Annotated in this window: 15 protein-coding genes; 6 read left to right on the top strand and 9 right to left on the bottom strand. The window is 54.5% G+C overall.

What is annotated here, in order from left to right; genetic code table 11:
• Positions 1-50 precede the first annotated feature (50 nt).
• Positions 51-815: an NIPSNAP family protein gene (locus K239x_RS27600; protein ID WP_145421664.1), complete on the bottom strand. Its 765-nt coding sequence runs from the start codon at positions 813-815 to the stop codon at positions 51-53.
• A gap of 201 nt (positions 816-1,016) precedes the next feature.
• Between K239x_RS27600 and K239x_RS27595 the strand changes: the two genes are divergently transcribed.
• On the top strand, positions 1,017-3,410 hold the full coding sequence (locus tag K239x_RS27595) for a DUF1592 domain-containing protein (RefSeq protein ID WP_145421662.1): 2,394 nt from the start codon (positions 1,017-1,019) through the stop codon (positions 3,408-3,410).
• A gap of 56 nt (positions 3,411-3,466) precedes the next feature.
• A complete protein-coding gene (locus tag K239x_RS27590; RefSeq protein WP_145422623.1) occupies positions 3,467-4,810 on the top strand; it encodes a DUF1552 domain-containing protein in 1,344 nt (447 codons plus the stop codon).
• Positions 4,811-5,017: 207 nt separating this feature from the next.
• Here K239x_RS27590 and K239x_RS27585 read toward each other — a convergent pair whose 3' ends face one another.
• From K239x_RS27585 to K239x_RS27560, 6 genes are all read right to left on the bottom strand, one after another.
• Complete coding sequence (locus K239x_RS27585) at positions 5,018-7,387, bottom strand: serine/threonine protein kinase (RefSeq protein WP_145421660.1); 2,370 nt, start codon at positions 7,385-7,387, stop codon at positions 5,018-5,020.
• Positions 7,384-7,611, bottom strand: a complete 228-nt coding sequence (locus K239x_RS27580) for a hypothetical protein (RefSeq protein ID WP_145421658.1) — start codon at positions 7,609-7,611, stop codon at positions 7,384-7,386. Before K239x_RS27580 ends, K239x_RS27585 begins: the two co-directional genes overlap by 4 nt.
• Positions 7,612-7,752: 141 nt before the next feature.
• On the bottom strand, positions 7,753-8,349 hold the full coding sequence (locus K239x_RS27575; RefSeq protein WP_145421656.1) for a sigma-70 family RNA polymerase sigma factor: 597 nt from the start codon (positions 8,347-8,349) through the stop codon (positions 7,753-7,755).
• A gap of 53 nt (positions 8,350-8,402) precedes the next feature.
• Positions 8,403-8,969: a hypothetical protein gene (locus K239x_RS27570; RefSeq protein ID WP_145421654.1), complete on the bottom strand. Its 567-nt coding sequence runs from the start codon at positions 8,967-8,969 to the stop codon at positions 8,403-8,405.
• 144 nt (positions 8,970-9,113) lie between these two features.
• Entirely contained in the window at positions 9,114-10,613 is a 1,500-nt protein-coding gene (locus tag K239x_RS27565) for a serine/threonine-protein kinase (RefSeq protein ID WP_145421652.1), read from the bottom strand.
• Complete coding sequence (locus tag K239x_RS27560; RefSeq protein ID WP_419189464.1) at positions 10,610-11,218, bottom strand: RNA polymerase sigma factor; 609 nt, start codon at positions 11,216-11,218, stop codon at positions 10,610-10,612. The genes K239x_RS27565 and K239x_RS27560 overlap by 4 nt, the downstream gene beginning before the upstream one ends.
• Before the next feature lie 75 nt (positions 11,219-11,293).
• Between K239x_RS27560 and K239x_RS29010 the strand changes: the two genes are divergently transcribed.
• The 3 genes from K239x_RS29010 (at position 11,294) to K239x_RS27545 (ending at position 19,680) form a co-directional block, all read left to right on the top strand.
• The gene (locus K239x_RS29010; protein ID WP_419189463.1) at positions 11,294-13,657 is read left to right on the top strand and encodes an ankyrin repeat domain-containing protein; all 2,364 of its coding nucleotides are present in this window, start codon (positions 11,294-11,296) and stop codon (positions 13,655-13,657) included.
• 189 nt (positions 13,658-13,846) lie between these two features.
• Complete coding sequence (locus K239x_RS27550) at positions 13,847-19,090, top strand: serine/threonine protein kinase (RefSeq protein ID WP_145421650.1); 5,244 nt, start codon at positions 13,847-13,849, stop codon at positions 19,088-19,090.
• A complete protein-coding gene (locus K239x_RS27545; protein ID WP_145421648.1) occupies positions 19,090-19,680 on the top strand; it encodes a sigma-70 family RNA polymerase sigma factor in 591 nt (196 codons plus the stop codon). Before K239x_RS27550 ends, K239x_RS27545 begins: the two co-directional genes overlap by 1 nt.
• 69 nt (positions 19,681-19,749) lie before the next feature.
• On the opposite strand, the gene ggt is transcribed toward K239x_RS27545, so the two are convergent.
• Positions 19,750-21,465 carry a gamma-glutamyltransferase gene (ggt, locus tag K239x_RS27540; RefSeq protein WP_145421645.1) on the bottom strand — a complete coding sequence of 572 codons (1,716 nt, stop codon included), beginning with the start codon at positions 21,463-21,465 and terminating at the stop codon, positions 19,750-19,752.
• 47 nt (positions 21,466-21,512) lie between these two features.
• On the bottom strand, positions 21,513-22,562 hold the full coding sequence (locus K239x_RS27535) for an LOG family protein (protein ID WP_145421643.1): 1,050 nt from the start codon (positions 22,560-22,562) through the stop codon (positions 21,513-21,515).
• Between the two features lie 298 nt (positions 22,563-22,860).
• Here K239x_RS27535 and K239x_RS27530 point away from each other — a divergent pair, with 298 nt between their 5' ends.
• Complete coding sequence (locus K239x_RS27530; RefSeq protein ID WP_419189462.1) at positions 22,861-24,189, top strand: Na+/H+ antiporter NhaA; 1,329 nt, start codon at positions 22,861-22,863, stop codon at positions 24,187-24,189.
• The last annotated feature ends 35 nt before the right edge of the window (positions 24,190-24,224 follow it).

Below are 24,224 nucleotides of genomic sequence, written 5' to 3'. Positions count from 1 at the left end.
ACGGAGTTTGCCGATCCGTCACGCATTGCAGCTATCGAAGAGGTCTATGCTTATTGCATCGCTGAATAGTTCGTTGGCACCATGTAGATCGACGTGGGCCGCTCGCTTAGCAACCTGCCATGATTCTTCTGCGACTCCTTCGCGACGTTTTGCCAATTGGGATCTTTGGAAAATGACTGCCAAGCGACTTTAGCACCGTCACGAGTTTTGTGCCGGACCAAGTAGATCAGGGTGCTGCTGGCTGCGGGTTGATCAGCTGGGTGCCAGTAGCCAACGGACTGGATGCCATGCTGGTCGAACAACTTGATCGTATGGTCGCGAAAGCGAGCATCCAAAGGCACGAGTTTGCCTTCGGCCGTCTTGTAGATCCTCAGTTCGTAGACGGCATCGTCATCGGATTCGCCCTTCGAAACCCCCTTTGAGTAATCGGTCGCGTTCATGTAAACCGATTCGGGAGCTTTGGCCAAAATAGGCCCGTTGGCTTCGGAGGCCTCGTGGGCGGCTTTCCAATCGGGATCACTTAGAAAGGCTTTCCAGGACGCCTTGGCTGCCGCACGATCTTTGTGGGCAATGATGTAGATCAGCGTGTTGCGGGACTTTTTCTCGTCAGTCGGTACCCAATAACCGAGTGAACGAATTCCGTGTTTCTCAAAAAGTTTGACGGTGTGATCGCGGAATCTCGCGTTCAAGTCATCCAGTTTTCCTTCGTTGGTCGTGTAAGTTCGCAATTCGAAGACTTCGGCCGACGCGACTTCACCTTGCATCAGAGCCGATGCAAAAATCGAGAGGGACAAGAGGATTTTGGTGATAGGCATTGGGTTTGGCCGCTTTTTGGAGGACGGTTTTGGGGTGACGATAGGCTATTAGCATTCTAGGTGCTGTGATCGCACTGTGCGATTGTCGCGACCGGCTTCCCGTCCATCCAGTCCGAGTCAATGCCGTTTGGCCAATCGTGGACGTTGGGATTGAGGTAAACTATTGGTTTTCCCGCGACCCTTGGCAGCCGTTTTCATTCCATGACAAGTTCGATCCTAACGATGAAACCGCTCTTTGCCGTTTGTCTGCTGCTGTTTGTTTTTTTGGGGGGGCGACCCGTCAGCGCACAGGAGCATTCGCTCTCGTCGTTTGTGTCAATGATGGAAAATTATTGCGTTGATTGCCACAACTCCGCCGAAGCGGAAGCAGGGTTGGACCTGGAAGGTTTTGGTACCGATGTTCAGAAACGCATTGTCGACTGGGATGTTTCCGCCTGGGAGATCATCGCCAAGCGACTTCGCGGTAGGCAGATGCCGCCTGCCGAAGCAACGTCGCGGCCGACGGAGGCCCAGTACGTCGCCGCACTGTCGGAGCTGGAAACGATGCTGGATCAGAAAGCGATCGCCAACCCGCAGCCGGGACGGACCGATTCGATCCGTCGACTAAATCGCACCGAGTACCGCAACGTGATTCGTGATCTGCTTCATGTCGAAGTCAACGTCAACGATCTGTTGCCTGCCGACGAATTGAGCCATGGTTTTGATAACGTGACCGTCGGCGAACTGTCACCGCTGTTGTTAAACCGATATCTAGGTGCTGCTGAGCGAATCAGTCGAATCGCTGTCGGTGGGCAGCAACTGAGTCCCGGTGGCTTTACGATTCGCTTGCCGCCTGACCGAACTCAAGAACACCATGTCCAAGGGTTGCCGTTGGGGACTCGTGGCGGCACTTTGATCCGTCGATCGTTTCCAATCGCCGGAGAGTACGAAATTCAACTGCGACTGATGCGAGACCGCGACGAGAATATCGAAGGTCTGAACGGTTCGCACGACATCGATGTTCTGGTTGATCGAGAATTGGTGCATCGGTTCTCGGTGTCGCCTCCCAAAACAAAAAAGGGGTGGTCGAAAGACGACACTTTGGTCGATGCGAATTTAAAAAAGCGGTTTCGTGTGACGGCGGGCCAGCATGCGATCGGCGTTACCTTTCCCATCAAATCCGCTTCGCTCAGCGAAACACGACGGCAGCCATTCGATGCCAGTTTTAACCGTCATCGCCATCCGCGAAAGTCGCCCGCAATTTTTGAAGTCTCCATCGTCGGTCCATTCAATCCCGAAGGACCTGGGGACACGCCCAGTCGCCGCAGTGTCTTTACTTGCCGGCCAGAGACGGAGTCCCCGGAAGAAGCAAACAGGTGTGCGCGACGAATTCTCAGCCGCCTGATGCGATTGGCCTATCGCAGGCCAATTACCGACGGTGACTTGGAAGTGCCGCTGAGGTTCTTTGCCCAGCGGTTTGAGTCCGACGGGTTTGAGCCCGCGATCGAGACGGCTCTTTCGGCCGTACTGGTCAATCCGCACTTTTTGTTCCGCGCCGAAAAGGATCCGGCCTCGGCGGAGCCTGGCGATGTGTATCCGATTTCGGATCTTGCTTTGGCGTCGCGTCTGTCGTTCTTTTTGTGGAGTTCGATTCCTGATCAAGAACTGCTTCAGCTAGCCGAACGAGGCAAGCTTGGCCATCGCGACGTGCTTCAGTCACAGGTAAGACGAATGCTCGCTGACCCACGGTCGCGATCGTTGGTCGGCAATTTTGCCGCTCAGTGGTTGTACCTACGAAACTTGGATTCGTTTCGGCCCGACATGCGCCGCTTCGTCGATTTTGACGACAACTTGCGAAAGGCAATGCGGCAAGAAACGGAGTTGCTGTTTCAAGACGTTGTACAAGAAGACCAGAGTGTTTTGAATTTGATCACGAGCCAAAAAACTTTTCTGAACGAGCGTTTGGCCAAGCACTACGGGATTCCTCATGTCAAAGGCAGCCATTTTCGTCCGGTTTCTCTGGCAGCGAATGACTACCATCGCGGCGGGCTTCTTCGGCACGCAAGCATTTTGGCGGTGACTTCCTATGCGACTCGGACGTCGCCCACGATTCGCGGCAATTGGATTTTGGAAAACATTCTCGGTACGCCTCCGCCACCCCCGCCGCCCAACGTACCTAGCTTGAAGGAAAAGGTCGCTTTTCAAAAGGTCACCGTGCGACAGCGATTGGCTCAACATCGTGAGGATCCGGCCTGTGCCAGCTGCCACAACTTGATGGACCCGGTCGGATTTGCGTTGGAAAACTATGATGCGGTTGGTCGCTGGCGAACATTTGACGACGGAATTCCGATCGATTCGTCGGGCGCACTGCCTGACGGGCAAAAAATCGATAGCGTCGCGGCGTTGGAAGCAGGTATTATGAGACGTCCGGAAATGTTTGTTGGCACGATGACCGAAAAGCTGATGACGTTTGCACTCGGACGCGGTATCGAACCCACTGATGCTCCGGCAATCCGCAAGATCGTTAACCAAGCTGCCGATAAAGACTATCAGTTCAGCCAAATTGTCCTGGGCATCGTTCAAAGCACGCCGTTCCGAAAACGATTAGCACTGTAGGACGACGCGAGTATCCCGTTTCACTTAGTTCAATCGACGCTATGCCAGACTCCGCCATGAACAATCGAAAGTCGCTTTCTCGTCGGACTCTCTTGCGAGGGGCCGGAGTCGCGTTTGCGTTGCCACTGCTCGATGCAATGGTACCCGCAGGAACCGCCATTGCTGCGACCGCCGCCGCGCCTTCGCGGTTGCGGCGAATCGGGTACATCTACACTCCCATGGGTTTTAACCCGAAAGAATGGATGCCCGCCGGTGATGATTTGAACGAACTGCCCTTCACTCTCCAGCCGCTTGAGAATGTCAAAGAACAGGTCGCGGTTGTTTCTGGATTGGAGCTAAAGAATGCTTATCCTGGATCCCACGCCACATCGAATTCGGCTTTCTTGAGCGCAGCGACCGCTAAACGTACGGAGAGCAGCGACTACTTTTTGGGCACCACGGTGGACCAGATCGCCGCCAAGAAAATCGGTCAACAAACGCAACTGCCATCGTTAGAGCTAGCGATGGATTTGCTGAACAACGCTGGCCAATGTGACAACGGATACGCGTGTGTTTACCAAAACAACTTGTCATGGTCTTCGCCAACGACGCCGCTTCCTGCCGAGGCGCATCCGCGAATTGTGTTTGAAAGCTTGTTTGGCGAAGGTGGTTCGACAGATGATCGCCGTGCGGCTCTTCAGCGTCGCGCCAGTTTGCTAGACAGCGTGACCGAGGAAATGAAACGCTTTAAGAAGCAACTCGGCGCAGGCGATCAAAACAAAGTTGACGATTACTTTCAAAGCATTCGCGAAGTCGAGCGACGCATTCAACGCGCCGAAGCCAGTGTCCAGGACAATCCGCTACCCGATTTGGATCGACCGGTTGGTGTGCCAACGGCGTACGCGGACCATGCCCGACTGATGTTTGATTTGCAGTTGTTGGCGTTTCAAGGCGATATCACACGAGTGGTTTCGTTTCAGTTGGCGCGCGAAGCCAGCACGCGGACCTACCCTGAGATCGGTGTTACTGAGCCGCATCACCCGATTTCGCATCACGGTAACAATCCCGACAAACTGAAAAAGCTTGCCAAGATCAATCAGTTTCATGTTTCGCTTTTCGCGGAATTTTTGGAGAAGATGGCCGCGACGAACGAAGGCAATGGATCGCTGCTGGATCACTCGCTGTACTTGTATGGCAGCGGCATGGGAGATCCCGATGCGCACGACCATACCGATCTACCGATCCTGGTTGCCGGGGGAGCGGCCGGCAACATGCGTGGTGGAATGCACAAGCAATACGACAAGGGAACGCCAATGGCCAACTTACATCTGACGTTGCTGAACAAGGTTGGCATTGAGATGGATTCCTTTGCAGACAGCAACGGGACCAGCGACGAGTTGTTCGAGCCTGTCACGCTTTAGAGAGAGCGTGGTTTTGATGTTCTGTGTTGGATTGCCCTGATCGGGATGTGACGCAGGCGTTTTTACGCTGCCTTCAGAGCTGATCTGGAACGGCAGGGGGGGCTTGGGGACGCTGAATACGTGCCCGTGCCCGTGGCTAGCGCCAGCGGCTGACAGGGAGGAGCAGGAGCGAGCTAGTCGGCATCATCGATACATTGAGTTTCGCTGTCACTTCGTCTTTTTCCATTGGTGGAATTCGACGACTGGTAGACTGTTGTGATTGCTCAACATTTTGGAAACGATACTGAGCGTGTCACCGTCGAGATGGTAGACAAACGACATTCCGTTGTTTTTAGACTTCCCGATGTAGCTGGTCAGGACTTTCACGCTGCCGCTGCGAGTCAACGCGAATCGGGCGCTGTGCCCTCGATCGATGTTGCTGTCCTGGTCGACGAAAAAAGTCGTGCTCGTTTGCCCGTCGAATTCTTGTGTCATCGTGAGCTTCGTGCTGGACGTTGTGATCTCCTTCCAGCGACCTTGGAGCTTTTTCAGATCACTGGCTAGCTCATCGTCATTATCGACGGATGCGTTTTGGTCCGTGGTGATGCCGACGTCCCGAATCCTTTTGAGTTGTTGCATAAGTTTAGGATGCGTTTGCCCCCAATCGATTAACTGCTCGATAGCGATATCAATTCGCGTGTTTTCCAGTATTGTTAATGGTGTCGACTGCTTGGATCGATAAGCAACGAATTTCGCAATGGCTCTGGAGGCTTCGTCATTGCGCCCTGCCGACGCGAGGGCGCCCGCGTATTCTGGCAGCAAAACGGCGGCTTTGTCTTTGCCATGAATCGCTGTCATCGACGCGAATAGATCGGTAAAGGTGTCAGCAGACTGGTTCTTGGTCGCGTTGGTGGCCAATCCAACTTTGTATCTTAAGTTGCACAGAGACATGAACGCAGGATCGTCCGGGCCAATGTTTTGTTTTGCCAACGGATAGACTTCGTCGATGAGTGACTTGGCTTCATCCCATTTTTGGTGCTGCGAGAGCCACGTCGCAAACCAGGACGTGTACTGCGTTTGGAGCTTGGTTGCATCAACGTGCTCCACTCCAACACGCTTTTTTAATTCAGCGATCTCGGCTTTCCAGCTTCCCGCCAACGCTCGTGCATCGGCTTCGGGCAACATCGGTGACGCCCCGGCCAACAAAGCCGCCCGGCGGGCACTTTTTTCGTTTCGCTCGGCAGTGTTCGCATTCTGTTCAGCCAGCAGGCGAGCTTCGGTCGCGAGACGTTTTTCTTTGATGGCCCAAGCCGCGGCGACGCTGGTGCCGACCAAGCCCAACAACAAGGCGACCAGAAGCGTTGCTGCTGTTGCCAACATGCCACGGTTTCTTCTTGCAAATTTGCGCAGCTGGTACGTGCGGCTAGGGGGAGTCGCTTCGACGGCTTCATCGTTGAGATATCGATCGATGTCGGCCGCGAAGACACTGGCACCGCTGTAACGGCGCGAGCGGTCTTTTTCGAGAGCTTTCAAGACAATCCAGTCCAGGTCGCCGCTCAGAGAGTTGCCTAGCCGCGAAGCATCAACCGATCGTGCCTGCGCGATTTGTGCAAAATCACCGATCGCGGAAGAGACTAGCACGGAAGGCTTGGAGGGTTCGTCTTCGGAGATCATACGTTGGAGTTCGCCCAACGCAGCTGAGTTCAGTTTCTGTGGATCTAGCGGCGTTCGGCCGGTCAGCATTTCATAGAGCAAAACACCTAGCGAGTAGATGTCCGTGCGTGTGTCGATATCCACGCCGGATCGTTCGGCCTGCTCGGGACTCATGTAAAGTGGCGTGCCGATCAGCTGCCGAAACTGAGTGAACAGCGTCTTGTCGGTCAGGCTTGCGTTGGTCGCCTTGGCGATTCCAAAATCGATGACTTTGACCAGCGGTTGGTCGTCCGAAATCGTCACCAGCACATTGCTGGGTTTGATATCGCGATGGATGATGCCTTTTTGATGTGCGTGTTCGATCGCACGACACACTTGTTGAAAAAGCTGAAGCCGTTCTCGTAGCGGGAGTCGTTTTTGATCGCAGTACGCCGTGATCGAATCTCCGCGAACCAACTCCATCACAAAGTAGGGGCGTCCCGTTTCCGTGCTGCCACCGTCGATCACGCGAGCAATATTAGGATGGTCCATCATGGCCAACGCTTGCCGTTCGGCCTCAAATCGGGCGACAACTTGTTGGGTGTCCATTCCCAGTTTGATGATTTTGAGCGCGACTCGGCGGCGAATCGGCTCGTCTTGCTGGGCCATGTAGACGACACCGAAACCGCCTTCGCCAATCTTTTCTAGCAGCTTGTATCGATCGACTTGGCTGCCTGCCGTTTCAGCGATATCGACGGTATCGAGAGTTGGAGCAAGTCCTGAGTCCGCGGAACCAAGTGTTGGCTGATTCAAAAATTCGCCCGCGTCGTGTTGGGCTGCCAGCAGTGACTGGACCTCGTTGCGCAAGCTGGCATTGTCACCACACAACCGGTCCAGAGCAGATCGCTGCTGAGATTCTTCCAAGTCACAGACTTCTTCAAAGATTGCTTTTGCGCCTCGCATCATTCTGCCTCGTCGTTGGTGACCAACGGGCTTAACGCTGACGTAATCAGTTTGGTGGAAAAGAGGAAGGGAATCATCAGCATGAACGTGCTGAACAATGCAATGTTGTTTGGCGTGTGTTTGTCAAAACCATCCAGCACGACCATGACGACGGGAGGTGTGATGAACGCCCATCCCCACAGGAGACTGTGCTTGAGGATAATCTGATTGAAAGTTTTTTTGTTCATTTGGTGGGTTCTCTCTGGATGATGCTGTCTTTGAGCCGCTGGCGCTAGCCACGGGCCTTTCCGCTCTTGCTTGGTCAGGCCCTGGTTGGGGTTTTCCGATAAGTGCCCGTGGCTATCGCCAGCGGCTGACGAATACACGTCTTACGAATCGTCATTGAGTTCACGAAACAGCCAAGCACGTGCGAATTTCCAGCGTCGATCGACGGTTCTGGGAGAAAGGTCGAGGGCTTTAGCGGTTTCGTCGACGCTCAGTCCTGCGAAGAATCGCAGGCTGACGACTTGGGCTGTTTCGGGCTCTTGCTGTTCTAAGCGTCGGAAGGCTTCGTCGAGCGCCAAAATTTCTTGTGGGTTTTCCGCCGTCGCCAGATCGACGACGTTCAAGATGACCTTTTCCGCATTTCCTCCGCGTTTAACGCGATTTTTGCTACGGGCGTGATCGACCAAGATACGGCGCATGGCTTCGGCAGCGGCCCCGTAGAAATGAGCTTGGTTCTGCCAAGGAAGCTCACGGGGACCGGCGAGCCGCAAGAATGCTTCGTGGACCAATGCCGTCGCTTGCAGTGTATGGCCAGGATTTTCCGATGCCATTCGCTGCTGCGCGACCGCGCGAAGCTGTTCATAAACGAGCGGTAAGAGCTTGGACGCAGCTGCGTCATCACCGGCAGCTGCACGTCCTAGCAGCTGGCTGATGTCGCCGGGAGGTTGTTCGCCATCATTCGTCAGTTCAGTTGGGGCCATGGCGATAGTTTAAACAAACTATCTGATACGAATGGCAAGCGGCTACGCGGAGGCTAGTTGGATCCCATCTCCATTCCCATACTGTCCATCCCGCCCCTTCCCCCAACACCTTGCAAGTCATTTAGCTCCAACAAGCCTTCGGCGGCCAGTTGAACGCTTTGAAGTTGGAGCCCCACGACGCGGTCTTTGGCGGCAGTGCGGCGTTGTAAGTCGCTTTCCAGCTCAGTCAGGCTTTTGCGAAGTCGAGCGATGTCCTTTTTCCGATCTTCCATCATGCGATCGTAGCGTTGATCGAAGGCTTGGCGAATGTACTTTTGCAAAGCCGTTCGCTCTTCGGCCGTTTTGGATTTCTTGAGTTGCTGAATTGCACGCGGCAGGTTGGCCCGGAAAAGTTGATCCGGCGACGGCTTCACCTCCATGCCCATGCCGCCGCCCATTCCCATATCCATACCCATATCCATTCCCATTCCCATTCCCATATCCATTCCACCACCGAGACCGCCGTCGCCGATGGGTTGATCAAACGGGTTGGCAATTGGCTTTTTGGCATCGGCCGGAGGTGCTTGCGACCAAACGCTGGAAGTGGCGAGACACAGGCAAACGGCGAGTAGGAATTTCATGAGTATTTCCTGAAATGAAATGGGTGAAGAGTGGGACTTGAATCGCGATGAGATGGCACGATCCATTGAGTGGTGAAGTTGCCAACGTCACTTTGGCCTCGCGAACCGGGGTGTGAGACAACGTAGTCCCGCGACGCGATAGCACTATCTCTGTCTGGATTGTTTGATGAGTCTCTCCAAACGATCGACTTCGTTTTTCCAAGCATGATCGCTCAATTTGGCACTTGGTGTGCCATATGTGGGATCCGCTCTTCGCAAACGATCCACCAAAACGTCGATTGTTTCGATGCGGCTCTCCAATTGGCGAGAATCAATCCAAGCTGCATTTTCGATTTGATTGGCGGCTTGGCTGATGTAAGGGTCGATCGAAATCGCGGTCGGGCGCGACGAGGTAAACGATTCTCGATCGCTGAAGTAGGTTTGTCGCTGCATCGAATTGTTGGCTTGGGTTGACGTCAGCCATTGCGACATGGAAACGACCAACCCAAAGCAGGCAACGAGCCCGCCGGCCACTAGAAAACGGCGCGTTCGTTTTGACATGGGGGCTCTCGCTGTTCGACCCGCTTCCAGTTCCGTTTGTGCTGTCTTGAGTTCGTCGATCACTGCATTGCAATCCGTTGGTCGTCTGGATTTTGGGCGACTGAGCAGTCGATGAACCAATCGGACGAATGCGGGCGGCAAATCATCGCGGTGCGTCGTTAGTGGTGCGGCATCGCACGATACGATTCGGTGCAAGACGGCCAGCGTGTTGTCGGATTCGAATGGCGGTTGCCCCGTTGATAGGAAGTAAAATAGGCAGCCGAGACTGAACAGATCGCTTTGATGGTCGACGTTTTCGCCGCGAGCCTGTTCGGGGCTCATGTAGTTGGGTGTGCCGGCGATGATGCCCGTTTGCGTCAATGTGACGGAGTCCGCTGCGCGTGCGAGCCCAAAATCCGTCAGCCAAATGCGGTCGATATTTTCGCCCACCATCACATTGCCCGGCTTGATATCACGATGCACCAGCCCTCGCCGGTGAGCCGCCGCCAAGCCTTCGGCCAATTGCCCAGCGACCCGAAGAATCGTCGCGACATCGGGAGGTCCGTTGGAAGTCACCCAGCGTTGCAAAGTCATTCCAGGCACGTATCGCATCACCAAAAAGGGTAACGTTGCGTCGGCTTCGACGTTGTAAATCGGAATCACGTTTTCGTGTGCGACGCTGGCGGCGGATTGAGCTTCGCGGGCGAATCGCTGTCTTGCTGGGATCGACGCCGCCCACTCTGGAGCCAAAACTTTGATCGCGACGGTGCGATGAAGATCACTGTCATGCGCACGAAGCACGACTCCCATACCGCCACGGCCGAGTACTGATTCGACTTCGTACCGGCCAATTCGACCGAGCATTTCGGGGTGTGTTGGTGATTCCAGAAAACTCAGGTCGATCGGCGGCAGGGGATGCGACTGTGCCGACGCGGCAACGCTATCGGTAGGGATGAGCAACCATTCTTTTGCGTCGTCCCACCAATGTGCTTTGCCACCCAAATCCACCAAAGTCTGTTGGCAGCGAACGCAGGTTTCGACATGGCTTGCGATCGCTTCGACATCTTCAGAGGGATCAATGCTCTGCGCGACAAGTGTTTGCAGGACGTCAGGATCACATTTCATGACAACACCTCGTCAGAGGAATCGGTCCAAAGCTGGACGGCTTTGCGCAACCGCGACATCACCCGGCTGCGTGCAACGTAAATCATCCCTTCACGCATGCCCAATTCTTCTGCCACTAGTTTGACGCTCTCGCCCTGGACGTTGGTGCGGTAGAACGCTTGCCAAGTTGGATCGCTCACTTGCGAACGTACTGATTCGGCTGCCCACGCAAAGACTTGTCGCTTTTCGTTCCAATCCCAAATACTGGCCGACGACGCATCGCTGGCTTGCTGGTCCAGCCATCGATGAACATCTGTGTCGCCGCTGCCGGATTCTTGACGTGACCGCCGAGCTAGATGATCAGCCAGTTTGTTGCGAGTGATCGTGGCTAGCCATCGGCGGAAACTACCGTCGTGTTGGTCGTTGGCGAAGTTGCTGATCGATTTTGAAACCGCCAGCAGGGTTTCTTGGACGACTTCTCGAGCATCAGCCTCCTGCAGCCCCCACCGTGATGAGAGCCGAAATAGCATGGGTTCGTAGACCTGCAAGAATTCGGCCCACGCCAAGTCGTCGGCTGGGTCGCTTAATCGCAGGATCAAGCTCGCTCGTGTTTCTGGACTGATCACGTTGAATGGGTCTCCTGAGGCTATAATCTTAAGCCAACGCGAAACCTTGCACGAAAAATCAAAACTATTTCGACAATGAACTATTTGATCCGCTATTTGACTTTGTTTCTGTTGCTGCTTTTTTCTTGTCTGGTAGGCAGGATTGGGATTTCTCAAGAACCCACTGTTTCTATCGCAGATTTTGCGGAGGCAAAAGATTGGTCAGCACTGGCGAAACGGATTGACGATGCCGCCGCGAGCAAGCCGCAAGCCGATGGCATGACGGCGTTGCATTGGGCGGTCTACCATCAACATGCCAATGCAGTTGATCTGTTGCTCGCCAACAAAGCGGATGTAAACGCCCAGACTCGATACGGAGTCACGCCGCTCTCGATCGTTTGCTCACTCGGTGACGCTGCGATCTTGAGGAAGCTGCTTGATGCTGGTGCCCAGGTCAACGCAAAGATGCCCAGTGGCGAAACACCGCTGATGATCGCAGCAAAAACAGGCAACGCAGACTCGGTTCGGCAGTTGATTGCAGGCGGGGCCAAAGTAAACGAAAACGGTCGCAATGATCAAACCGCACTGATGTGGGCCGCAGCGGAAGGAAGCTTCGATGCTGTCAGCGCGCTAATCGACGGTGGTGCTGATCTGAATGCGACCAGCAATGCGGGCTTTACCGCAATGATGTTTGCGGCACGCGAAGGACGTTTGGAGGTGGCAAAACGGTTGGTCGAAGCCGGTGTCGATGTGAATGCGGTGATGAAGCCCAAGAAGTCAGGTGGTCGCGTGCCGCGCAGCGGAACCTCCGCACTGATCATGGCGATCGAAAGTAGACATTTTGAATTGGCGATGTTCTTGGTTGAACAAGGAGCTAATGTAAATGATCAGCGAAGCGGCTTTGCGCCATTGCATGCGATCGTTTCGGTTCGCAAACCAAACTGGGGCGAAGGTCCCGATGGTGATCCGCGACGACGCGGATCGGGAAATATGACTTCGATGCAATTCATCCAAGCGATCATCGATGCAGGTGCGGACGTCAATCTGACGCTCAAGAAAGGAAAGTCAGGCAAAGCGTTTTTGAATCACACCGGTGCGACGCCGCTGGTTTTGGCAGGCAAGACTGCCGACATCGAGCTGATTAAGTTGCTGGTCGCTGAAGGCGCGGATCCATTGAAAGGTAACGCTGACGGTTGCACACCACTGATGGCTTGTGCCGGGATCGGCGTCCGAGCGGTTGGCGAAGAAGCGGGACTGGAACCAGAAGTAATCGAGACGCTGAAGTACTTGATATCCCTGGGGGCGGACGTCAATACAGTCGACAAGAATAAGGAGACAGCCATGCACGGCGCGGGCTACCGGAATTTTCCCAAGGTGGTCGAATTTTTAACAGCGCAGGGTGCGGATCCCGACAAATGGAACCACAAGAACAGGTCTGGCTGGACGCCGGTAATGATTGCTCAAGGACATCGGCCCGGGAGTTTTAAGCCCTCGCCAGAGACAGTCGCCGCGATGCAGGCAGCGATCGATGCCAAGGCAAAGCAGAGCGGCGCCGCGGAGCGCCGCGACAGTTTGGTCGGGACGACGAAGCTGGTGCTTGAAGAAGGTGCGGGAGAAGGACCGGCTTGGCATCCCGAGCATGGTTTGTTTTTCAGCGGACCTGCGGGCATCACGCGTCTTTCACCTGACGGAAAGACGGAGTTGTTTTTGCCCGATGCGGGGTCGAATGGATTGTTGTTCGATAACAATGGCAAGCTTCTTATCTGCCAGCCCAAAACGCGACGTGTTTCGCGAATGGATATTGCGACAAAGAAGTTGGAAGTGCTGACCGATTCTTTCGAGGGAAACAAATACAATTCGCCCAATGACATCATGGTCGACAGCAAAGGACGGATCTACTTTTCTGATCCACGTTATGGCCAGCGCAACGACATGCAGATCGTCGACGACGCTGGACGCACCGTTGAAGGTGTCTATCGAATTGACACCGACGGTTCGGTCAGCCGGATCATCACGCATGAAGTGGACCGGCCCAATGGTGTACTGGTCACGCCGGACGATCGCTATTTGTTTGTCGCTGATAATCACAACAACACGGTCGGTGCAGAGCGTAAATTGTGGCGGTTTGATCTGAAGGCCGATGGGACGGTCGATGCGGCGAGCAAGAAATTGATTTTGGACTGGAAAACCGGTCGCGGCCCCGACGGAATGGCGATCGACGATCACGGCACGTTGTATGTGGCCGGCGGACGAAACGAAGCGAACTTGCCGAGCGAAACGGCCACCGAATTCAAAGGCGGCGTTTATGTGTTGTCACAAAGTGGGGAGCGATTGAATTTCATTGCGATCCCGCGCGACGAAGTGACGAACTGTTCTTTCGGCGGCCCGAATCGAAAAACTCTGTACATCACCGCGGGAGGGACGCTGTGGAGTGCCGAGGTGACTGTGCCGCAAAGATAGAAGCGTTCCGCCGTCCTGCGACACCGCTCGCAGGGCATCACGGTCACGGATACGCCGATTGTTCTTTGCAGAGCAAGAAATACCCTGCGAACGGCGTCGCAGGACTATTTTTACTTTTTTCGTGTTGCGCGAGTCGATATCCCGCATCTAGGACTTTGTAGCCCATTCTTTCTGTCCTAGGTGTTCAAAATGTCTTCTTCCGAATTGCCACAAGATGCCGTCGACGAAACCATCGATTTGCGTTTGGCCGAGGTCTTGCAGCAATGGATGGAGCGTCGTGACGCGGGCACCGCGGAGAGTCCAGCGGAGCTGATTGCGAAACACCCGGAACTACAGCCGCAACTTGGTGAGTGCATAGAATCGGTCTCGCTGCTTGATTCGTCCGATTTCACCTGTTCGCCATCGCCGGTGACAACGTGGCGGCTCCCTGACTTCAAAATCCCGGATTTTCGCATCACCGGACATCTGGGGCGTGGTGGGATGGGGATCGTCTACGAAGCGGTTCAAGAATCATTGGACCGAACCGTCGCGCTAAAAATCTTGCCGCAAACGACGGTCGACCCGATGGCGGCACAGCGATTTTGGCGAGAAGCAGAAACAGCCGCTGCACTTCACCATCCCAACATCGTGCCCGTTTACGGCGTTGGCCGACACGAAGGTGTTCACTGGTACGCGATGCAGCGGATCGACGGTGCACCGCTTTCCAAAACATTGTCGGAACATCCCCAGGGTGTGCCGCTGGACGAAGTTGTCCGCATCGGAATCGAATCGGCTAGCGCCCTCCAATATGCTCACAAGCAAGGCGTCGTGCATCGCGACATCAAACCTGGCAACCTGTTAGTGGCCGATGACGGGCATATTTGGTTGACGGACTTTGGACTAGCGCGGCGCGACGCGGATGCAACGGCAACCGTGACAGGCGCCATGCTGGGCACACCGCGATACATGAGTCCGGAAACTGTTTTTCAATCACCTGGCGCTAAACCTGATCATCGATCGGACATCTATTCGTTGGGTGCGACGATGTACGAACTGGTCACCGGCACGGCGTTGTTTGACGGCCCGACACCGCTGGATGTGTTGCAGCAGATTCGCACCGCTGATCCGCCCAATCCGACCACGATTCGCCGAGGCTTGCCGCGTGACTTAGAAGTCGTCTTGCAAACATGTTTGGCAAAGGATTCCAACGATCGTTACCAAACCGCCGGCGACCTGCAAGACGACCTGATGGCGATTCGCGACGGACGCCCGATCAAGGCTCGCGGCGTGCCACTACGAACGATCATCAAACGTCGAATCCAACGCAATGGCGAACGATTGCGAATGGCGGCGATGGCAATTGCGGCCACACTGCTGGTGGGCGCTGCTTTGTATGGAATGATGCAGCAACGCCGATCGGCCACGATGGGAAAACTACAAATGGCCGCAGCGGGCGGGCCGTTTGCGACTTCGTTTTTCCTGGTCGATCAAGACGGAGTGTCTGCCGAACCGCAACTGACCACCACTCTGCCGATGCTGAGTGAAACGGAATTACCTGCCGGCGAATACGAAGTGCGTTTGACGCCGCATGGACGATTCAGCGAAACGACGCGTGTTTCGGTGGACGCCATTCTGCCGACGCGAACTCGTTACGTCGATCGCCGCATTGTGCGTGAAGGAATTCCGATTGCTGATAAGTATGTCGAGACCATTGAGCGAAGTGACGGCAGCGAGTGGTTGGCGACTCTGGATACTCAGGAACTGCGGGTGTTTGCATCCGAAGAAAAAGGAGTTTTCCGGACCGACTTGAGCACTTTTGTCGACGAGGCCGATTTCTCGTTTCATGCCAACAACGGCTGGACCAACAACGCTGTCGTTCGAAATCCTTACTTTGCCAAACCACGACGACTGATGCCCAAAACCCTTAGCATCAACGGTGCTGAACACGTGGTCGTCACGGCACGAACCGAGTCAGCGATTGCGGCAATCAGTGAGGACGGCAAAACAATCTGGTCGCAGACATTGCAATTGCCTGCTGTGGTGAATCTAGGCCAGCTTCCAAGAAGCAGCGGAAAGAAAGTCGAGTTGCCCGCAGTAATGGAAGTCGTTTTGCTGAACGACTTGGATGGTGATGGCACCCATGATTTGTTGGTCAACTTGACTCGAAACAACCCGGATCTATCCCTAGACCCGTTTCTGGTCACGCTCAGTGGCCGAACTGGAAAAACCATCGCGATCACAAAGCTGCCGCGTCCCACGATGCCGTCATCCAAGACGCCGCTAAAAAAAGAGTACTGGCCCACGGACGGATCGCTGGTCTACATTTTGCCGGGTAACGAGATACGGCCTTTTCAAAGTGTGAATAGCAGTGCCAGCGGTGTGATCCACCGAAGTGGCACATCCAACAGGCATCGGATTCATTGGGCGGGTCGAACTTCGAGCGCCGTCGTACCAATGACGCCTCCCGTAAAAATTCTTCGTTGGCAAGATCAGACGCTGGCTGTCACGGTGAGCGACAAAACAATCGATGTTTGGGATATTGCCGCTGGTTCGCGTGTAGGCCGTGCGATCGAACTTCCCTTTACGATCGCCGCTAGCCCCACCGTGATTCAGCGTGGCGCCGGATTGCCGCCGGTGTTTGCGATTTGGTCGCAAGTCTCCGAAGACGTTCCATCGCCTGATTCACTTGCAGTTGTGTCACCGATTTCGACAGAAGATTCTTCGCCTGGTGTTTTGTGGACCGGCAATCACCCGCTGCGTTGGGATCAGTCGTCCCAGGCAATGGAACGATCCGATTTTCCAATGGCGGTCGACTTGGACGGCGACGGAGAAGATGAGTTGCTTGTGGCCGAAGATTTCGACAACCGCGACCATAGCGGGAGCATCACTTGCTTGAACACGAACGATGGAAAATCGAAATGGACGGGGCGTAAGTCGATATCCTGTTTTGCATCGATGATCGAACGAGCCGCCGTGCTTCGTGATTTTGATGGCGACGGATTTCGTGACATTGCGATTGCGACCGTTCATGGCAGGCGGGAAACGCAAGCGTATCGCAGTACTCATTCGCGGATGAACCAATACTGGTTGTACGTCGATTTACTGAGCGGCAAGACCGGCGATCCCATCCGGTCTTGGAAAGAACCGATTGGAACAACCAGTGGCTCGATGGAGACGTCCGAAGTCGATCACATTGCGAGCAATGGAAACAATTTGATCGAAGTGTCACTGACGACTGGTCCGCTGAAAGACACGGCCCGCCGCGGTGTGACGATACGTTTGGACGTGACAAGCGATTCGCGACCTGTGATCGCCGAAGGTATCACGCGGTTAAGCTTGGCTGATAGGATCGAATCCAGCTTTTATCGCCAGCGTCCAGGCCCGGATGATCTGTATGACGACCGAGCGTTCTGGTTGGATCGAGAAGCTCCATCAAAAACACGTAGCGATGCTCGGCAATTGGTCGCGTCTTGGAATAACAGCGAGCGGCAGGCTCGTGTCTTGGTGCGAGAAACCGAATCGTCAATAGTACGCGCCTTCGATGGTGTGACCGGCACCGAACTATGGTGGCACTTAGCCACTGCAAAAGTTCATGCAACACCAATTCTGGATTCGCAGAGACATGCATCAACGGTCTTGATTCAGCCACTCGAAAAGGGCCAGGAAGCTCGATTCTTGGACGCTGAGACCGGGCGTGTGATGTGCGAATTGGAACAAGCCTGTGGTGTGGCGCAAGGCGTCCAAGTCTGCGATGACAACCCGGGTGCGATTTGGATTCTGGCACACGCATCATTCAACGGTCAGACCACTTTTGGCATTCGGGGAATGCTCCTGATTTGCGCGGACGCGATGACAGGAAAGACTCGTTGGCGAAAACAATTCTGCCGAGCCTTGAACCCGCGAAGTTACCAATCCTATGGCGATGTCAAAATCCTGCGAGTCGACTGCAACGGTGATGGCGTGGCAGATGCGGTAGTTCCCGACGGGGATAAAGCAGCATCTGTCGAGTTGGTCGCGGTTTCGGGAACCAATGGCGAATCGCTTTGGCGAGCCGACACAGATCTTTCCGTCATCCGCTGGAATGCGGGAAACGTGTGGCCGCCGATCGAGGTTTGCGGACCACCGACCGATCGCAGAATTCTAGTGTTTGACGGGAATGATGAACCGCAAGGCAAGCACGCTTTGCGGATGTTGTCCAAAGAATATGGCGTGGAAATCGATCAACAGCCGATCCAAGTTGTAAAAACCTATCGCAGAACGAAAAGTCAATTTGCACAACGTCAGATCGGGGTCGTCAATCCACAAGCCGACTGGCCTCGCGTGAGTGTTGCTTATCCCAGCAAGACAGGTATCAAAACGTGGCAAGAATTTGACACCAGCGAAGATGGCTTGAAGCTGTCGGAAAGGTCGACCGTTGAGCAAAACGGAGTACAGAGCAAGCAGTTTTTGATCGACGTCGACCAAGACGGCAAACGCGAACATGTCTTCTTGGATGATTCGCAATTGGTTTGTCAAAATGATTCGGGCGAGCTATGGAAAGTCGATGCCAGTCGTTGGAATGACTTTGACCGTATTCATGAAGTCCACGGACGGGCACCGCTGATCGGTTTGTATGACCAAGACAACGTGTATCGTTTGGTTTCGCTCTCGGACGGAAAGCCGGTTTGGACCAGCTCCCGTCGTCATCGCGATACCAAAAAGGCTCTCTACCCAGCGGCGTCCCCTGTATTGCTGGCCGAAGAAGACGGATTGTGTTTGGTGCGTGCGACACGAGAAGGTGTGCAAACCATTCGGGTCCAGCCACGTAGTCAAGAACGCTCGCTCGCCAGTGCCCCTGCAACTCCTGACCCACGTAACCGACGTCGACTGCTGGGGTCACCGCTGACGGCCGGCCAAACTGCTGCGTCGTTTTGGTGGTCATTCTGCCGGGCGGCGATTCTGGCGTTTTTTGCCGTCGTGTTGCCAGTGCTATACCTGACCCGTGGGCTGCGAAGCGGTCGCTTTACGCTGGCGTATTTGATGCTCGCGCCTATCGTTGCCGCAGCGGCGTTGATGACATGGGGGCATCTACTGTCACCCGTTCGACTGTCCAGCGAGGATGTGAACCAGGGTGAGTCGTGGATCATCATTATTTGGGGCGGATGCTATGTACTAGCGTTTGTTGCGTATTTTTGGCGGGCTGTTACGCAGCGAGAGTGGTTGCGACTAGGGTTTTGTGTTTTGTTTTCGGTGTTCACTCTGTTTCCCATGACCATCCTCCCAGTCTTGACTGACTTGGCTGGCGGAAAGACGGTCGAATACGACTGGGCGATATCGGGTGTCGTAACCATGTTCTTGATGACTTTCATGATGATCTTCACGTTCGCATCGCTGCTACTGCATGCCGCCAAAGCCGCTGGGAATCGGCTGCCAAAACGGCTGAATGCGATTCATCAAACAAAAGCGATCTCGTAATGGAACCAGCGGAACACGATGACCCCGAAAGTAGTCTGCGGGAAAGCTGGTCAATTGGTCCGCTAAGAAGCTGGCTGGTGCAAATCGCGCGGCGCGAATTACCCCAAGATCTGCAAGGCAAATTGGATCCGTCGGACATCGCCCAGCAAACGATGCTGGATGCTTGGCGCGGCGAGCAGGGTTTTCAAGGCACAACGCACGTCCAGCGGTTGGCATGGCTGAGAGTGATTTTGCGACGTGTCGTTTTGCAGCATCATCGAAAAGCGATGGCGGTTAAACGAGGGGAAGGCGCCGAGCGGGCTGTAACCGACGTGATTGGCCAAGCGAGTGTCAGAATCGAAGAACTGGCGACGGGCGACGAGCCGCAACCCGACGAAGGTGTGGCAAATTCCGAAAGGAGTCTGTTGTTAGCCTCTGCGATCGAAGGATTACCCGAAGACTATCGACGTGTCATCGAAATGCGTCATTTCCAAAGCATGACGCACGAGGAAATTGCGAAGAATCTAGGTCGTAGCAATGCAGCGACAAGAGTCTTGTGGGTGCGAGCATTAGCGGCGCTTCGCAAGCAGTGCGATCAAAGCTTGTTCTAAGCATCGCCTGCAATCCAATTGCCAAGGAAGTAATCGCACGCGGCGCGTTCCGACTTCAGGCGATGGAAACTAGTTCTTTACGGCAGCGACTTTGCGAAATCCGTAGCCGACTTTTCCAGGAACGCGTGGGTCATGAACGCCGATCAGATTGCCGTCGTCGTCGATGCGAATGGCTTGTGTGATTCCGCTGGAGGACGTGGTTTTGATTACGTGGCCAAACTTCTTTAGCCGGTCGATAATCTCGTCGCCCATTTTGGATTCGACTAATACGCTGTCTGGACGCCATTGATGATGAAAACGTGGGCCCGCGACAGCAGCTTGCAAGTCGTCGCCGTAGTCGAGTGTTCGAATGAGCGCCAGTAGAACTTGCGTGATAATTTTGGGGCCTCCTGCAGCACCCACGGTCATGATCGGTTTGGCTCGGCGATCAAGCACAATGGTGGGGCTCATGCTTGACAAAGGTCGCTTGCCAGGAGCGATTGCATTGTTCTCTGCACCGATCAGGCCAAAGGCATTGGGAACTCCCGGCTGGGCAGAGAAATCATCCATTTCGTTGTTGAGAATCAAACCTGTTCCCGGGACGATGACCTTGGAGCCAAAGGTTGTGTTCACGGTTGCGGTGATAGCGACCCAGTAGCCATCGCTATCAGCGGCCGCGATGTGCGTGGTGTGTTTGCCAAAAAGTTCATCACCAAATGCGAACGGGTCGCCTTGTTTGGACACATCGGTGCTTTTTTGAATGTCGATCTGTTTGGCAAGGTCGCGTGCATAGGCTTTGTCAATCAGCGCTTTGGGAACTCTGGAGAAATCAGCATCGCCAAGATGGTAGGCACGGTCGGCAAAGGCACGTTTCATGGATTCGATGACAACATGTTTGGCTTGCGCGGGATCGCGCTGGTGCATTGCCGCCAGATCGAATGTCTCCAGAATGTTTAGCATTTGCGAGACATGGCATCCGCCCGAACTGGGCGGAGGGAACCCGACGATTTTCCAATCGCGATAGTCTGTGACGACGGGCTGACGCAGTTTGATGCGGTAATTGGCAAAGTCCTCGGCGGTCACGATGCCGCCGTTCTGATGCATCCAACTACCGATCGTCTGAGCGAACGGACCCTCGTAGAACCATTTTTCGCCATTGACGGCGATGGAACGATAGGTCTTGGCCAGATCACTTTGGCGAAGCGTGTCTCCCGTTTGATAGGGGCTGCCGTCGGATTTAAGAAGCTGATCGCGAGTCGCTGGAAAAGCCGCCAAAAGGTCTTTTTTCGATTCCAATTTTCGAGCAAAAATCTTGTCGACCGCGAATCCTTCCTCCGCGATCTTGGCAGCAGGCAACATCACGTCGGCAAGCGTTTTTTCTCCATGCGATCTCAAAGCGTGCGCGTACGCAGCGAGTGCTCCCGGAACGGCGACGGCTAGGGGCCCTGTTTGCGAGAGCTCGGTATCAGCTTTGCCATCGCGCAGGTACATGTCGGCCGTTGCTGCGGACGGTGCCATTTCCCGACCGTCGATCGCGTGAATTTGACCATCGGGTGTCCGAATCAGGATGAAGCACCCGCCACCGAGCCCCGAGTTGTGATTGTCGACCACGCCCAATGTCATTGCCGTTGCGATGGCAGCGTCGACGGCATTGCCGCCGGAGTGATAAGTGTTGATGCCCGCGTTTGTCGCGATCGGCTGGACACTGGCGACAACACAGGTCGCTTCGTCGGCAGAGACAAACGAATGGTCTATTCCCAGCAGCATTGCCAGTAGCGAAAAGCAAATCGTTGGCAGTCGTCGCATCGTTGTCTCCGGTTTTTGGGCAAGAGTGATTCGCAGTCAACCTCTTTCTAAGTTTTGACGCGTCCGTTGATAAAGTCGATCAGCATTCTTAGGCGACCTAAGGCACGGCGATTGAAGTGGAAATGCAAACGCGGCAAATCCGCTAAGTCAGGCTCGCCGGCTTCTTCGGGAAGAGCGTCGCGCTGCGTGTAGTCACCGCTCGCCAAAATGTCGGAGAACTCCGTTCGGACCGCTTCGAGTTGTTCGTCACTGAGTTTTTCTTTTAGCCGGAACACCAAGCGATCTTTGACGTATCGCATGCTGTGGTAAACCTTGTAAAAACCAATCACTTCATCGATCGCTTCGTCAATTGAATTGGTGATTTTGTAAAGGTGAACATCTTCGGGGCTGATCATGCCGCCCCCTAAAAGCTGTTTGTCAATGAAAAGGCCAAGGTCTTTCCAGTAGCTGCCTTCGGGCGAATCCAATAGCACCAACGGAATCATCGTCTGTTTGCCCGTCTGCATCAGTGTTAGCGTTTCGAGTGCTTCGTCCAGTGTGCCGAACCCGCCGGGCAAGCACACTACTCCGCTGCATTCTTTGACGAACATCAATTTGCGAGTGAAGAAGTATTTCATCGTGACGAGTTTGGGGTCGCCTTCGATGTAAGGGTTTGCGCTCTGTTCAAACGGCAGCATGATGTTCAAACCCATCGATGCTTCTTTGCCAGCTCCCTTGTGGCCCGCTTCCATGATGCCGCCGCCCGCGCCGGTGATCACCATCCAGCCATGATCGGCGGCCATCTGGCGGCCAAGTTCCACGGCGGTTTCGTATTCGGGATGTCCCGGCTGAGTTCGTGCGGAACCGAACACCGTGACTTTGCGACGGCAACGAAATGGGCGAAACACCGAAAACGCATAACGCAGTTCGCGGAGGGTTCGCGAGAGAATCTTGATGTCACCGCGAGCCATCTGATCGTTTTGCATCCGATCGACGGTGTGCCGCATGACTTTGAACAAGTCCTGCGAATCACGAGTTGAAATTGGCTCATCGGCAGGCTGTGGTCGCTGAAGTTCGTCTTCGCCGATGGCTTCGGGTGGCAGCTGATTCTTATCCATGAGTTATCCGCGATTTGTCGACGATGGTGAAAATATTGCTGAAGGGCGTTTTCGATGTGATTTATACCCTTGGAGGGCGGATAGCTTAACAGAGTGGCTTCATTAGACGAATCCAAGTGAAATGCAGCCGCCTTTGGCGAGAGAAAACCTGGCTCGGTTGGGGCGGAAGCCGCCGAAGTGGACTGATCCTAAAACCGGGTTTGTGGCTATATTCCCTTCCAATCGAGCCACCAACCAAACGCACTGCGAAATGGTTTGGCCGGCATCCCCGCTATTGAACTCTTGCTATTTACGACAGATGACGAACCACGGATCGGGCAACAAAGTAGTTTATCTCCTCCAGGAATTTTCGATTCCGCTGGTGCTAGGCGTGATTGCCGCGCTGGCGATGGCCAATACGTATCCCGACACGTACCACCGCATCGTTCACGACACGTATTCGTTTATCCAAAGCGATGGGCACGATGGTGACGGGCACGCCGCCGAACACGGCGTTGATTCCGGCGATCTTCATGGCGGTGAAGACCCCGATGTTCTTGACGATACCGACGATCACATCGCCTCCGGCGGCGGACATCATGGTTTGCATCACTTTTTGTCGATGCATTTCATCATCAACGATCTGTTCATGGTTTTGTTCTTCGGGATTGCCGCCAAAGAAATTGCCGAAGCCTGTCTACCGGGCGGTGCTCTGAATCCGGTGTCCAAGGCAATCAATCCGCTGCTCGGTACGATCGGCGGAGTCGTCGGGCCGGTCGTGGTTTACCTTGTGTTGAACCAAACGATTGGCGAAGAAGCTTGGACCCGTGGTTGGGGAATCCCGACAGCAACGGACATCGCGTTGGCTTGGTTGGTTGCTCGTTTGGTGTTTGGCAACGGGCATCCCGCGATCAGTTTTTTGCTGTTGTTGGCAGTCGCTGACGATGGAATCGGATTGATGATCATTGCGATCTTTTATCCCACCCAGGATCCTGTCTGGGCCAACGCATTGTTCATCATCCCCGGCATGGTGATCGCTTTTCTGTTGCGAAAGAAAAACGTTAAGAGTTGGGTTCCCTACATCGTCATCGGTGGCGCGTTTAGCTGGTGGGGATTATTCAGTGCTCACCTGCACCCAGCATTGGCGCTGGTTCCAATTGTTCCTTTCCTGCCCGGACCGGCTTATGACGAAGGAATGTTTAGCGACGACACGAAGACGATCGAATCCGACACGCTGAACAATTTTGAACACGATCTGAAGAAGTTTGTCGACTTTGGTTTGTTCTTCTTTGCGTTTGCCAATGCAGGCGTTGAATTATCCAATATTAACAACCTGACTTGGATCGTTCTCCTTTCTCTGTTGGTCGGCAAGACGGTCGGGATCACGCTATTTTCGGGTCTGGGCACCTTGGTCAAGATTCCTTTGCCAGACGGCATGAAACTTAAACACTTAGTCGTCGCGGGCGTGATCGCTGGGCTCGGGTTGACCGTCGCGTTGTTCGTGTCAGGCCAAGCGTTCAAGCAAATTGATTTACAGGGTTCAGCCAAGATGGGAGCCTTGTTCTCCGCCGGCATTGCGGTGCTTGCAATCATCCTGGGCAAGATCCTGGGCGTAAAAGATCGCGATCAGTCGGGTGGCCCGAGTTAGTTTTCGGTCGACGTGCCTCAACATGCTATTTTTTG

The sequence above is a fragment of the Stieleria marina genome (assembly GCA_007741555.1).
GTDB lineage: Bacteria > Planctomycetota > Planctomycetia > Pirellulales > Pirellulaceae > K23-9.
This window is presented reverse-complemented; position numbering and strand designations above follow the sequence as displayed.